Raw genomic sequence first — 14,210 nt, forward strand, 5'->3', positions numbered from 1 at the left:
GATTTATATCTCATTTTTACTCTTCAGCGGCCTTCAATTGCTCTGCAACCTCGGCATTGATGCGCTGAGCGAACTCTTCCATGCTCATGGTAGCCTGTTCGCCACCACCCTGCTTACGCATAGATACCAAGCCCTCGGCACTCTCCTTCTCACCTACGATAACCATGTAAGGAACACGCTTCAACTCGTTGTCACGAATCTTGCGGCCAATCTTCTCGTTACGGTCATCAACCAAAGCACGAACACCCTGCTTGTCGAAGTACTGACGTACCTTCTGGGCATAATCGTTGAACTTTTCAGAGATAGGAAGAATTGCAACCTGGTCTGGAGTCAACCACAATGGGAAGTGACCGGCGGTATGCTCGATGAGAACGGCTGTGAATCGCTCCAATGAACCGAATGGTGCACGGTGAATCATCACAGGAGTCTTCTTAGAGTTATCCTCTGCTGTATACTCCAGCTTGAAACGCTCTGGCAAGTTGTAATCCACCTGGATGGTACCCAACTGCCAACGACGACCGATGGCATCCTTTACCATGAAGTCGAGCTTAGGACCATAGAAGGCAGCCTCGCCAACCTCCTCGCGTGTCTCAAGACCCTTCTCCTTGCAAGCCTCGCGGATAGCGTTCTCGCTCTCTTCCCAAATCTCATCAGTACCGATATACTTCTCTGTATCCTTAGGATCGCGGAGAGAAATCTGTGCCTCGTAGTTTTCGAAACCGAAGATCTTGAATACCTTCAGGATTACGTCAATTACATTCTCGAATTCCGACTTCACCTGATCTGAACGAACGAAGATGTGAGCATCATCCTGAGTAAATGTACGAACACGAGTCAAACCATGGAGCTCACCGCTTTTCTCATAGCGGAATACAGTACCGAACTCTGCAATACGCAAAGGAAGATCCTTGTAAGAACGAGGCTTACGAGCGTAGACCTCGCAGTGGTGAGGACAGTTCATTGGCTTCAGCATATACTCCTCATCCTCCTCTGGAGTATGGATAGGCTGGAATGCATCCTTGCCATAGTGAGCATAGTGACCAGATGTAACATAAAGACTCTTGCCACCGATACCTGGGCAGATAACCTCCTGATAGTTGTAAGGCTTCAAGAGAGAACGGAGCAACTCCTGCAGACGCAGGCGGAGCTGTGTACCCTTTGGCAACCAGATAGGAAGACCCTTACCTACACGCTCTGAGAACATGAAGAGTTCCATCTCCTTACCGATCTTACGGTGGTCACGCTTCTTAGCCTCTTCGAGAATTACCAAGTACTCATCGAGCATCTTCTTCTTAGGGAAGCTGATACCGTAGATACGGGTCATCTGCTCGCGCTTGGCATCACCGCGCCAGAAAGCACCAGCCACACTTGTAATCTTCACTGCCTTGATAAGGCCAGTGTTCATCAAGTGAGGACCACGGCAAAGGTCGGTGAAATTGCCCTGGGTATATGTGGTGATGGTACCATCCTCCAAGTCCTGCTCAATATGCTCGCACTTGTAAGTCTGACCGTCAGCCTTGAACTCAGCGAGAGCATCAGCCTTAGACACCTCCTTGCGAACCACAGGTTCGTTCTTTTTGGCAAGTTCCATCATCTTAGCCTCGATCTTGGCGAAATCATTCTCTGAAATCACCTGACCCTCGGCTGGCATTACGTCGTAGAAGAAACCACTCTCTACGGCTGGACCGAAACCGAACTGGATGCCTGGGTAAAGCTCCTGAAGAGCTTCAGCCAACAAGTGGGCAGATGTATGCCAGAATGTGTGCTTACCCTGCTCATCCTCAAACTTGTAGAGTTCTACATTTGCATCCTCATTGATAGGACGATTCAACTCTACTGTCTCACCATTAACACCGCAAGATACAACGTTGCGAGCGAGAGCCGGTGAGATGCTCTCGGCGATTTGTAAGCCAGTTACGCCCTGTTCATACTCACGAACAGATCCGTCTGGGAATGTGATTTTTACCATAACAACTTAGTATTTTTATTAAATCGCCTGCAAAAGTACGATTTCTTTTTGTAACAAGCGAATAAAAATGCATTTATTTTGCTAAACTTTGCTAATACCCCTTTATATTAAGGGCTTTTAAGACGAAAATGCTGACATATTGAAGTTTTCATCTGCTATTCTACCCATATTTCGTAACACTTTGTAAAATTCAGATACATTTTTAGCCAATAAGTTTTGGAGAAACAAATATTTTCATTATCTTTGCATCCGATAACGTGACAAAATGTAAAGAAACAAAGAAAATGGCAAAACCAAAGATTCTCATCATCTATACCGGTGGTACCATCGGTATGGGAAAGGACCCGATGACAGGTGTATTGGAACCCCTTGATTTTAATCACCTCGTTTCTTCCATGCCCGAATTCAAGCTCATTCAGGCAGAAATCGATGTACGAAAATTCGACCCACCTATCGATTCCAGCGACATGGATCCAATGCGCTGGGCAGAAATCGTAAGCATGATATCCAACAACTACAACGACTATGACGGATTCGTAATTCTTCATGGCACCGATACAATGGCTTACACTTCATCCGCCTTGTCCTTTATGCTTGAGAATCTGACCAAGCCTGTAATATTGACAGGTAGCCAGTTGCCTATCGGTGAATTGCGAACCGACGGCAAAGAGAATCTGATGACAGCCATAGAGATTGCTTCTGCCAAGAATGCCGAAGGACGCCCGATGGTGCCCGAGGTATGCATCTTCTTCAACGGCAAGCTGATTCGCGGTAACCGTGCCATCAAGATCAATGCCGAGGGATTTCATGCTTTCGAATCATTCAACTATCCTCACCTCTGCGATGTAGGAATCAATTTCCAATATCACGACCATCATATTCTTAAGCCGGATTACAGAAAGCCAATGGTTCCACATCTGAAGCTCGATCCAAACGTCATCGTGTTCAGTCTCTTCCCAGGTATCCAGGATAACATTGTGCGCCACGTGATGGAATCACCAGACCTCCGCGGCATCGTGATGCGCACTTTCGGTTCGGGCAACGCTCCTCACACGCCATGGATCATGCGTCTTCTGGATCAGGCTGCCCATCGCGGAGTAAACATCGTGAATATCAGCCAATGTCTTACGGGCAGTGTAGAGATGGAACGCTACGGAGCCGGCTTCCAGTTGAAAACTGCTCATGTGATAAGCGGATACGATTCTACTGTAGAGGCTATGGTCACCAAGATGATGTATCTGCAGGGAAGATATGCAGACAACAAAAAGGTAAGAGAAAAACTGACTGAATCTCTGGCTGGTGAAATATCTATATAATATAAGGTGAAATCTTCATCCATATAATGAAGCAATAAAGTAAATGACAGTCTCCCGATAGTGTATACGATAAAACTACAGATTGGCAAACTGTCATTTACTCGCTCATTATAAGTCATTTAGCGAAACAAAGAAAATTACCCTACAAAAACGAATAGTATTGCAGGAAATATGCAGGAAACATTTAACGTAGGTTAAATATCGATAGTTTTTTGGCAAAAAAACTTGTTGCGTTTCATTTTTTGTGTAACTTTGCAGCGTAGAAAAAAAAAGATCAGTATCCTTAATAGATACCAATCCGTAATATAATTAATAAATCAACAAAACCTACAAATTATGAACATTAACAAGGTAAAGAAGTATGGTGAGTTCGTAGAAATTGCGGCTCCTGTAGAAAGAACAACAGCTGAAGAGTATCCAACAGTATTAGGTGGAGAAATTTGGTACAACTAAGAACTTCCTGCTAAGGATTCCTATCCTTTGTATCAGATAGTTTTCCTTTAGCAGAACAGAAGCAAAAGGCTATTTTTATTTGATTCAGAACATCTTATAATTTTTAGCAGACACATTATTAGCTCAATGATAAAGGCTCAATCCTCGAATAAAACCGGGAACTGAGCCTTTATTGTGTTTATATCTTGTCAACGAGATATACGGAATCGTAGATTAGTGCTTACCGCAGCAACCGCCCTCTCCGTGCTCGTGATGATGCTCGTGCTTGATACCACCCTCTACAGCCTGATGCTGGTCGCGGAGCAGATCGTTCACGGTCTTCACTGGGTTGAAGGTACCGAGAGGAACCTCTACGAATACTGTATTCCAGTCACTCATCGCACCATTCCAGAGACCTGGCAACTCGAGTGCCTTCAAATCCTTACCATTTTTACTCTTGCTGGAGATGAAACCGGTAGATGGATCAACGAACTTAGGAAGATCGAAGGCATTGCCCTGGTAGTCCCTGGTAGCGCAAACGAGATCTACTGGGTTGAAGTGAGTACCCTCGGTGAACATCTTCATATACTCCTCGTTATTCTTGTCAATCTGAGAGCTCTCCAAAATCTGAAGGCTTACAGTGCCATCCTGATTATAGGTAAGGAATGGACCACCACCAGGCTCGCCCACGTTCTTAACGACACCGCAGACACGCATAGGGCGGTTCAACTTCTTACGCAGATAGATAACCAGCTCGGCATCCTCCAGCTCCTTGATATCAGCCTTGCGGCAGCAGAGGTCGCGCTGAACGAAGCGGATAATCTCCTCCAGCTTCTCATGGTTGTACTGACCAGAATCCAAGACCTTCAGATAATCGAAAGCCTGCTTCTGCAGAGTAACCAATACACCTGCAATCACCTGCTTCCAGGTAACAGTCTCAGGCTTCAGGCGATCAGGAACCACATTGTCAATATTCTTGATGAATACCACATCAGCATCAATTTCGTTGAGGTTCTCGATGAGTGCACCATGACCGCCCGGACGGAACAGCAATGATCCATCCTCGTTACGGAAAGGAGTATTGTCTGGATTGGCAGCGATAGTATCGGTGCTAGGCTTCTGCTCTGAGAATGAGATGTTGTACTTGATGCCGTAGCGCTGTGCATACTTATCTGCCTTCTCGGCTACCATCTGCTTGAAGAGTTCCAGGTGGTCGTGAGAAACGGTGAAGTGAACATTTGCCTCGCCGTTGCTGCTTGCATAGAGCGCAGCCTCAACCAGGTGCTCCTCCATTGGAGTGCGAACCTCATCCTCATACTCGTGGAACTGGAGTAATCCCTTAGGCAACTGACCGTAGTTCAATCCCTCTGGCTTGAGGAGATTAGCCACGATAGCCTTGTAATCACCCTTCTTGATAAGGCACATGATGCCCTTCTCGTTGTTTACATGGCACTTGTCGCAGAGTGCCTTGCGGAAAGCAAACTTCTTGATATTCTCGAAGAATTGTTTTTCGAAGTCAGTAGTAGGAACATCGTATGGAGCATCGAGGAAAGCAAACATGTTCTTGAACATGCGGCTTGCCGCACCTGAAGCAGGTACAAACTTCACAATCTTGTGACCCTCAGCCTTGTAGTCGTTCCACGCCTTCTCGTAGTTCTCTACTTCCTGAGCTGTAGGAGCCATGATACCCTTACCGATGGCAGCCGCGCCCTCAAGTTTGAGGAAAGGGAAGCCATTCTTGATTTGTTCCAACTGATGTTCAATCTGCTGCTCGGAGATACCGCGAGCAGAGATTTGGGTTAGATCTTGCTGATTCATAATACCATATTTATGTTAAATTTACACTATATGTGCTACAAAGATACTAGTTTTTTCTGATAATCAGAAATATTTCCGCTTTTTTTTGTACCTTTGCATTGAAAATTTAACGAAGTAGGCGTTTTTTAACGCCGAATCGCCATTGTTTGTCAAATTTAAATGGAATATTGCGACATGGTTAGTAAATTAGCAAAAGAGCACGACAGAAGAACGTTGCTATCAACGTATTTGTACGGAGTATCAAACTTATTCATTAGTGGAACCGGAATTGGAGGTTTTTCCCCCTTGGTTACCGGCGAAACTATTGGCATTTACAATATCCTCTTCTTAGTACTGGGCATTGCCTCAGCACTCTTCCTTGCCTATAGTGCTAACAGAGTGATGAAGTATAACGATAAAAAATAATAATTATGGAGTTAATAACAATATTTATGGGGCTGAGTGCCGTAATTAGCGCCAGCTTCGCCATCTGGCTCAACACAAAATCAGGTCAGAAGTGGATAGACAGTTTATAACATATAATATAAGTATTATGGAAGGATTTGCTTTAGTAATGTGTATAGGAGCTGTTATTGGTATGAGCTTAGCCATTTGGAGCTACACCAAATCTGGACAGAAATGGATAGACGAGCTATAATGACTCAATAAATATATCATCAGCAGGAGGGAACGACAATGAACGAAACACCTTTTAAATTCACATCCGAAGAAAAGGAACAGACACTCCAAATCCTGGAGCACCTGAGAACTGCCGTAGGCGATACATTCAAGCCAGGCGACGAGCAGCATCTGCGTGAAGACATACAGCATGCCTTCATAAACCATCAGATTAAACGCAATGTCTTCGGAATGAATCCAATACTCGCTGCCCTGCAAACCGCAGAAATCGCAGTAAACGAAATCGGTTTGAAACGAGATGGCATCATCGCCATCCTGATGCAGACCAGCGTCATCGATGGCTATCAGACCATCGAAGAGATACAGAAGAAATACGGAGATAGCGTAGCCCACATCATCAGTGGTCTGCTTCGCATCCACGATTTATATAAGCGCAACCCTATCATCGAGAGCGAGAACTTCAGGAATCTGCTTATCTCATTCTCTGAGGATATGCGCGTCATCCTCATCATGATTGCCGACCGCGTGAATGTGATGAGACAGATACGTGATACCGAACAGAAAGAGGCAAAGCATGAAGTAAGCGAAGAGGCAAGCTACCTCTATGCCCCACTCGCACACAAACTGGGACTCTACAAACTGAAGAGCGAACTGGAAGACCTAAGTCTGAAGTATCTCGAGCACGACGCCTACTATATGATAAAGGACAAACTGAACGCCACCAAGGCTTCGCGCGATGCCTATATCGCCCGCTTCATCCAGCCAATCCAGGAGAAGCTCAATGCTGCCGGTCTGAAATATCACATGAAAGGCCGCACCAAGAGTATCCACTCCATCTGGCAGAAGATGAAAAAGCAGAAGTGCGCCTTCGAGGGTGTATACGATCTCTTTGCCATCCGTATTATCCTCGATGCACCAAGAGAGAAAGAGTATATGCAGTGCTGGCAGACCTTTGCCCTCATCACCGACATGTATCAGCCAAACCCAAAGCGTATGCGCGACTGGCTCAGCGTGCCTAAGAGCAACGGTTATGAAAGTCTGCATACCACTGTGCTGGGTCCTGAAAACAAATGGGTAGAGGTACAGATCAGAACCGAGCGCATGGACGATATTGCAGAGCACGGACTCGCTGCCCACTGGCGCTACAAGGGTATCAAGCAGGGAGAAGGCGGTATCGACGAATGGCTTGCCAATATCCGTTCTGCCCTCGAAAACAATGACGACCTGCAGCTGATGGACCAGTTTACCACCGACCTGAAGGAAGATGAAGTATACGTGTTCACTCCAAAGGGCGACCTGCTGAACTTCCAGAAGGGAGCTACAGTACTCGACTTTGCCTACTATATCCACTCCCGCATCGGCAATACCTGTGTGGGCGGAAAGATTAACGGAAGAGCCGTCACCTTCCGACAGGAACTCCATTCGGGAGATCAGGTAGAAATCCTCACACAGAGCAACCAGAAGCCACGCCGCGAATGGCTCAACATCGTGCAGACATCTAAGGCTAAAGCCAAGATTCGTCTAGCACTGAAGGAAACCCAGAAGAAGGACGGCCTCTATGCCAAGGAACTTCTGGAGCGCCGATTCAAGAACAGGAAACTGGAAATTGATGAGAGCATCATGGCGCGCATCATCAAGAAGATGGGATATAAGGAGAACTCAGACTTCTATAAGGATGTAGCCGAGGAGAAAATCGACGTGAACAGCATCATCGAGAGATACATCGAGGAGCGCGACCATGACTTGAACCTTGCCAATACCAACAAGACTGCAGAAAGTGCAGAGAATTTCGAGTTTGAGAATCCTACCGAGGAACTGATGAAGCAGAGCGACGATGTGCTGGTTATCGATGAGCACCTCAAGGGCATCGATTTCGAACTGGCTCATTGCTGCCACCCTATCTACGGCGACCCAATCTTCGGATTCGTTACCATCAGCAAGGGCATCAAGGTTCATCGCATGGATTGTCCTAACGCCAAGGAACTGCGCCGCCGTTTCGGTTACCGCATCGTGAAGGCGAAATGGAGCGGCAAGGGAACATCCAAGTATGCCATCACGCTCCGCATTATCGGAAACGACGATATCGGTATCGTGAGCAACATCACCAACATCATTTCCAAGGAAGACAAACTCATCATGCGAGGCATCAACATCTCTTCCAAGGATGGTCTCTTCTCTGGCAATGTTACCGTAATGATTGATGATGCCGGCAAAACTGATGCACTCATCAAGAAACTGAGCGCCGTGAAGGGCGTTAAGCAGGTAACGAGAATATAAAACCGGAATACAGAAATACATAAAAAAATCCCGCAGATTTTCTCTGCGGGATTTTTTATTATTTCGACTTATTCAAGCGCTTGATCACAGAATAAGCATCATACAAACCAAGTTCTCCTGCCTTTGAAAGATCCTGGATGGCAGTCTGCTTATTGCCACTCTTGGCTCGTGCTATACCTCTATTATAATAAGCCTCTGCAAGGCGGTTATCAATTCTCAAGGCAATGGTATAATCATCTATTGCCTTTGAAAGTTCGTTTCTGCCTGCATGAAGATTACCTCTATTATAATAGATGTAAGCATTGTTACTGTTCAGGCGGATGGCATCACTGAAATCAGCCTCAGCAGAATGGATGTTCAGAACACCCTTGCCCTCAGCCTTGTTAAATTCATCCATCTCAGCCTGGCAGACAGCACGCTGCCAGTAAGCCAAAGAGTTCTTGTCATCGAGCGAGATATAATAGGTGAAATCACTGATGGCAGCCTCAAAATCACGAAGTACACTATGAGCGATGGCCCTGCGCATCAGGAGACGTTTTCTAGTTTCATTATCGCTCGCCACACTCAACTCTGCCGAAAGTTTATCAATCATCGAGAATATCTTCATAGAACCATTCTCATCGAGCTGCTCCTTACTGCAAACGATATAAACCTTGTCTGCCTTGGTATGCTGATTGAGCGCATCAACCTCCTTGTCATAAGCCTGAACTCCATTTACATTCTGATTGTTTGGGAAATAAGAGAGCTGATACATCGGCAGGAAGGCGGTTTCTACCTGACGGTTCTGAACCTTACCACGATACTCGCTCTTATAGTTGTGTTCATACTTCGGTTCGTCATCTACTACCAGCGAAGCAAACTTATTCGGGTCAACCTCAGAGCGCTTACGCATCTCCTTCTTGGTCTTTGCGCTCCATCTCGGCTGGATTCCGATATGCTTGTTCATCTGCGCCTTGAAGATACGGAATTCATCCATCTCTGCCTTGGCTGTCATGCCCAGGCGTCGGTAACAGCTGGCACGGTTAGACAAACCGGTCCAGAAGTTAGGGAACTGGTTGATAACCATAGTATAATCCTTGATGGCTGCTCTCAGATTACCGGTCTTGTCATGCAATAGAGCTCGGTTGAAGATAGCCATGAAGTTCTGGGGTTCCATCTTGATAATGAAGTCGAAATCGGTGATAGCACGGTTATCATCACCCAACTGTACACGCATCAGTCCTCTATTATAATGAGCCAGGAAATTGTTCGGATCCAGCTCAAGGGCATTGTCATAATCGCTCATCGCCCCCCTGAGGTTATTCAGATTGATACGCGCCAAAGCACGGTTAATGTAACTGTTCACATTGTTAGGTTTGAAATGCAGACTCTTGGTCAGCGCCTCATCAGCCGTTTTCCATTCCTTTCTAGCCAACGCCATATAGGCACGCGTAGTCCAGGCATCCCCATCATACGGATTGATCTGCAGACTCTTGTCTAGCCATTTCTCAGCCTGCACGGTATCTTTCTGATGCAGATACACTTCAGCCTTGAGCGAATAAGCATTCGACCAGTCTTTCCATTTTCCCACGATGGTATCCAGTTCCTGCTGCGCCGCCTCATACTTTTTGTTTTCCATCTGGCAGATAGCCCGGTTGAACCAGTAATTTCGGTTGCGCGGTTCCAGTCTGATAGCCTCATTATAGTCAGCTATCGCATCATCAAACCTGTTTTGTCTGATGCGACAGATGGCTCTCAAGTCATAAATATCATTGATATAGGGATTGAGATGCAACGCCTCGCTGGCATCACTTTCGGCACCCGTAAAGTCATCCAGATTAAATTTTGCCACACTGCGGTAATACCAAGGCTCATACAGATAAGGCTTGGCACCGATAGCCAGATTAAAATACTTGATTGAAAGGACGAAATCCTCATAATACAATGCACTCCGACCGGCCGTAACAAGTCGGTCTACACGATATTGGGCAGAAGTCGACATGGCGCCCATTACCATAAAAAGAACTAAGAGAATCTTCTTCATCTGTTCGTAACTCTCTGAAATAAAACCTATTGAATGTAGAATAAAAAATATAGTAAGCCCAATCGTCACGATTACCATGAAGCTTACTATATTTTCGGAAGAACTATCGACGTATCTTAGTACGATAGGCAGCACGGAAATTGCCCTTGATGATACTCTTGAGCTTTCCTGCTATCATGTTCTTGCGAAGAGGAGACACACGGTCAACAAACATTGTACCCTCCAAATGGTCGAATTCATGCTGCATCACGCGAGCCAGATATCCCCCTATCCACTCATCATGTTCATTAAAATCCTCATCCATATACTTTACATGGATGCGTGTAGGACGAACCACATTCTCATTGATACCAGGGATAGAAAGACATCCCTCTTCAGAAGTGTCGGTATTTTCCTCATCGCGCTCTAGGATATGAGCATTGATGAAAGCATGACGGAATCCCTTGTACTCGGGCATATCCTCGCTGAGCACATCCAGGTCGATAACCACCAGGCGGATAGGCAAGCCAATCTGAGGCGCAGCCAATCCGATGCCGTTGCTGGAATCAAGGGTTTCATACATATTATTAATCAACACCTTGAGATCTGGATAATCAGGGGTAATATCTTCAGCCACCTTTCTCAGCACTGGCTGACCATAAATATAAATCGGTAAAATCATTATCTTCTTGATTGCAAATAATCCTGTAATATGATGGTAGCACTTATCTCGTCTACCAATCCTTTATTTTCTTTTCTCACCTTCTTCTTTACACCCCCATCTATCATGGCTCTATGTGCCAGGACTGATGTAAATCTCTCGTCATAATATTCAATTGGAATTTCAGGATGAGCCTTTCGCCAACGGTTGTAGAAGTTTTCTACTCTTGCCAGGTTTTCACTTGGCTGCCCGTTAGGTTGCATCGGTTTTCCGATAACAATGCGCTCCACCGGTTCTTTCTGAATATAAGTTTCGATATAAGTGAAAAGTTCATGTGTAGAAACTGTGGCCAACCCATTGGCAATAATCTGCAATGGGTCGGTCACAGCCAGTCCGGTACGTTTTTTACCGTAATCTATAGATAAAATTCGCATTAATCTACGGATATCTTATCCTTAATATAATATCAGATTACTTCTTAAGGAGTAACCAAGCATCAGGATACTTACCAGCGCGAAGCTGATTGCGGCTCTTGACAGCAGCAGCCTTATCAGCAAATGTAGAAGCTACCACGCGGTACATGTTACGCTCTTTGTTCAGGGCAATCTGAGAATCGTAGCCAGCGCTCTTCAATGTACTAGCCAATCCCTCAGCGTTAGCCTTGAGAGAGAAAGAACCAACTACTACGCTATAGCTTGACAAGCCAGAACCAGAGATGAGAGAAACATCCTCAGAACGAACAGTAGCATTATCAACCTCTGTCTGCTCATCAGAAGGAGCCTGAGTCTCGAGAGGAGCTACAACTGGTTCCTGAGCAACAGGAGCCTGAGCTGCCTGCTGTTCCTGCTGCTGAGCCTTCTCATATGCCTTCTTGTATGCACTTTCCTTAGATGTACCACAACTTGCGAGCGCCAAAACTGCGCACATTCCCATGCTTAATACTGTAATTTTCTTCATAATTCTTATTCGTTTTATTGTTTATTATTGTTGTTCATTCAATATAAATTTCGCGTTATGCGTTTTTTACTCTGCGAAAATACAAAAAAATGCCCGAAAAACGAAGAATATGCCGCCTAAAGTTTGTTAAATAAGGCTATTAAAACATTTTTAATGAAAAATTAAGGCTAAAAGGCTTGTTTTTTAAAGAGAATTTAGTATATTTGCATTGTCAAATGAAAATGACAAGAAGATAATCGTTTAACGTTTAAAATTTATAGCATATGAAAACATTAGGTTACATTGGTGCTTTCCTCGGCGGTGCTATCGCCGGTACAGCACTCGGTTTGATTTTCGCTCCTGAGAAGGGTGAGGATACACGTAGTAAGATTGCAGGTGCAGTAGACGATTTCTGCAAAAAGCACGACATCAAGTTGAGCCGTAAGGACGTTGATGATCTGGTTGACGACATCAAGGACGCAGCTCCTGAGGTTTAATCATCACCTATCATGATGTTCTCGAACGATAAAAATGTAGAAACTATCGGGCAGCTCATTGAGGTGCTTAAACATTACATCGGGCTTCAGAGCGAATATCTGAAGCTCGATGTTGTGGATAAGGTGGTACGCCTGCTTACCGTCATTACCATGACGGTGGTACTCCTGGGCTTACTTACGCTTACCCTCATTTACCTATCCTTTGGCGCTGCTTTTGCATTGGCAGACTTAATAGGTAGTCTGACTTTCGGATTCTGCATTGTTGCTGCAGTATACCTATTTATATTAATATTATTTGTAATTTTCCGCCATAAGTGGATCGAGAGACCATTGGTCAGATTTCTGGCAAGCCTCTTGATGGAAAAATAACCTCCTTTTCGCAACATGACAAATCATTCAGAAATCACAGAATATAATTCCTTAAACGATATCCGACTCAAAAAAGAGACGATACGCAAGGAAATTGATGCCGATGATGCCAAGATTCAGACTTTATGGAACTCGCTTTTCACAAAACCTGAAATCCTGTCACGCAATGCGAGTCCTAGCAAGCGACTGCAGAGTTTGCTGCAGGTGGGAGCAGGAGCATTCGACGGTGCACTGTTGGCTTGGAAACTTTACCGGAGATTCAAACCTCGGAAGAGATGAACCATATACCGTTTTGGAGAAAGGAAAGATGCCTTGGAAAAAGGTATTTTTTAGTCATCCCAAAGGGGATAAAAACAAAAAAGGGTCGCCGCTGCGACCCCAATACCTTGTTAACCTTAAATCTAATACTATGAAAAACACACATGCAAATATAGAAATAATCTATGATACTCGCAAATTTTTCTTAGCAAAAGATCTATTATTTTAATTTAATTAACTTTTATCAACCTGTTTTTAAGCCTTTTTTAGTAAAAGCTCATCTATTTTCTACATATATCTCCATTCCATCGAAGCCAAATTCAAAGCCTTCGGGCAGCCTTTTATTCGCCTCATCGTGAAAACCTATCTGATGAGTCACATGGATAAAATAAGTATGTTTTGCTCCTATCCTGCGCGACACCTCAATAGCATCAGATACAAGCTGATGGCTGTGATGTGTTTTCTCAAATCTGAGTGCGTTAATTACGAGTGTTTCCACACCATCCAAATAAGCATATTCTTCATCACCCATAGATTTCATATCAGTAATATAGGCAAACCTACCAAACCGATAGCCGAGAATAGGCATCTTATCGTGCATCACACGGATAGGAACAAACTCAATGTCTCCTATCTCATAAAGCTCATGCGGATGAATGGTATGCAATTTGAGTTTAGGAGCTCCCGGATAGAGTTTTTCTGCATTCCTCGGAAAGCAGTAAGGCATCGTATGAGGCAGCCCCGCAGTAACGATTTCATCGCCATAGATATTGATATCACCAAAGATACAGAAAGGGCGCAAATCATCAATACCACCAACATGGTCGTAATGGATATGCGTAACCAGGACGCCATCTATCTTTCTGAAAGGCACACGCAACAACTGCTGTCGGATATCAGGTCCGGCATCTATCAGAATACGGGTATTCTCCGTTTCTATCATTGCCGCACTACGCAATCTTTTATCATGCGGATCCGTACTTCGGCACACTTCACAGTTACACCCCAGCGAAGGAACCCCGCCCGATGTGCCTGTACCTAATAAAGTTACCTTCAT

12 protein-coding genes are annotated in these 14,210 nt (G+C 44.9%); 5 read left to right on the forward strand and 7 right to left on the reverse strand.

Translation table 11 applies throughout. From position 1 onward, the window contains the following. Positions 1-16: 16 nt before the first annotated feature. Positions 17-1,969, reverse strand: coding sequence for a threonine--tRNA ligase (gene thrS / locus RCO84_RS07490; protein WP_144150669.1), 1,953 nt, complete (start codon positions 1,967-1,969; stop codon positions 17-19). A 284-nt stretch (positions 1,970-2,253) separates the two neighbouring features. On the opposite strand from thrS, the gene RCO84_RS07495 reads away from it, so the two are divergent. Further along, entirely contained in the window at positions 2,254-3,285 is a 1,032-nt protein-coding gene (locus RCO84_RS07495; RefSeq protein WP_144150667.1) for an asparaginase, read from the forward strand. Between the two features lie 666 nt (positions 3,286-3,951). Here the strand turns inward: RCO84_RS07495 and RCO84_RS07500 are convergent. Next, positions 3,952-5,535 carry a DUF4301 family protein gene (locus RCO84_RS07500; protein ID WP_317584594.1) on the reverse strand — a complete coding sequence of 528 codons (1,584 nt, stop codon included), beginning with the start codon at positions 5,533-5,535 and terminating at the stop codon, positions 3,952-3,954. A gap of 675 nt (positions 5,536-6,210) precedes the next feature. Between RCO84_RS07500 and RCO84_RS07505 the strand changes: the two genes are divergently transcribed. Beyond that, positions 6,211-8,430 (forward strand): RelA/SpoT family protein, encoded by a 2,220-nt coding sequence (locus RCO84_RS07505; protein ID WP_144150663.1) that lies wholly within the window; start codon positions 6,211-6,213, stop codon positions 8,428-8,430. Positions 8,431-8,488: 58 nt separating this feature from the next. Here the strand turns inward: RCO84_RS07505 and RCO84_RS07510 are convergent, their stop codons facing one another. The 4 genes from RCO84_RS07510 to RCO84_RS07525 form a co-directional block, all read right to left on the reverse strand. Then, entirely contained in the window at positions 8,489-10,453 is a 1,965-nt protein-coding gene (locus RCO84_RS07510; RefSeq protein ID WP_144150661.1) for a tetratricopeptide repeat protein, read from the reverse strand. A gap of 103 nt (positions 10,454-10,556) precedes the next feature. Next, positions 10,557-11,114, reverse strand: a complete 558-nt coding sequence (def, locus tag RCO84_RS07515; protein WP_144150659.1) for a peptide deformylase — start codon at positions 11,112-11,114, stop codon at positions 10,557-10,559. Further along, positions 11,114-11,527 (reverse strand): Holliday junction resolvase RuvX, encoded by a 414-nt coding sequence (ruvX, locus tag RCO84_RS07520; protein WP_144150657.1) that lies wholly within the window; start codon positions 11,525-11,527, stop codon positions 11,114-11,116. The genes def and ruvX overlap by 1 nt, the downstream gene beginning before the upstream one ends. 37 nt (positions 11,528-11,564) lie before the next feature. Further along, on the reverse strand, positions 11,565-12,050 hold the full coding sequence (locus RCO84_RS07525; RefSeq protein ID WP_287819213.1) for an SPOR domain-containing protein: 486 nt from the start codon (positions 12,048-12,050) through the stop codon (positions 11,565-11,567). A gap of 263 nt (positions 12,051-12,313) precedes the next feature. Here RCO84_RS07525 and RCO84_RS07530 point away from each other — a divergent pair, with 263 nt between their 5' ends. From RCO84_RS07530 to RCO84_RS07540, 3 genes are read left to right on the forward strand one after another with little or no spacing between them, the layout of a single operon-like run. Further along, entirely contained in the window at positions 12,314-12,526 is a 213-nt protein-coding gene (locus RCO84_RS07530) for a YtxH domain-containing protein (RefSeq protein WP_006846877.1), read from the forward strand. A gap of 15 nt (positions 12,527-12,541) precedes the next feature. Then, on the forward strand, positions 12,542-12,895 hold the full coding sequence (locus tag RCO84_RS07535; RefSeq protein ID WP_118065445.1) for a phage holin family protein: 354 nt from the start codon (positions 12,542-12,544) through the stop codon (positions 12,893-12,895). Positions 12,896-12,910: 15 nt separating this feature from the next. Next, the gene (locus RCO84_RS07540; protein WP_118065427.1) at positions 12,911-13,174 is read left to right on the forward strand and encodes a hypothetical protein; all 264 of its coding nucleotides are present in this window, start codon (positions 12,911-12,913) and stop codon (positions 13,172-13,174) included. Between the two features lie 256 nt (positions 13,175-13,430). Here the strand turns inward: RCO84_RS07540 and RCO84_RS07545 are convergent, their stop codons facing one another. Beyond that, positions 13,431-14,210, reverse strand: coding sequence for an MBL fold metallo-hydrolase (locus RCO84_RS07545; RefSeq protein ID WP_317584596.1), 780 nt, complete (start codon positions 14,208-14,210; stop codon positions 13,431-13,433).

Origin of the sequence: Segatella copri, assembly GCF_949820605.1 — a bacterium.
Classification (GTDB): domain Bacteria; phylum Bacteroidota; class Bacteroidia; order Bacteroidales; family Bacteroidaceae; genus Prevotella.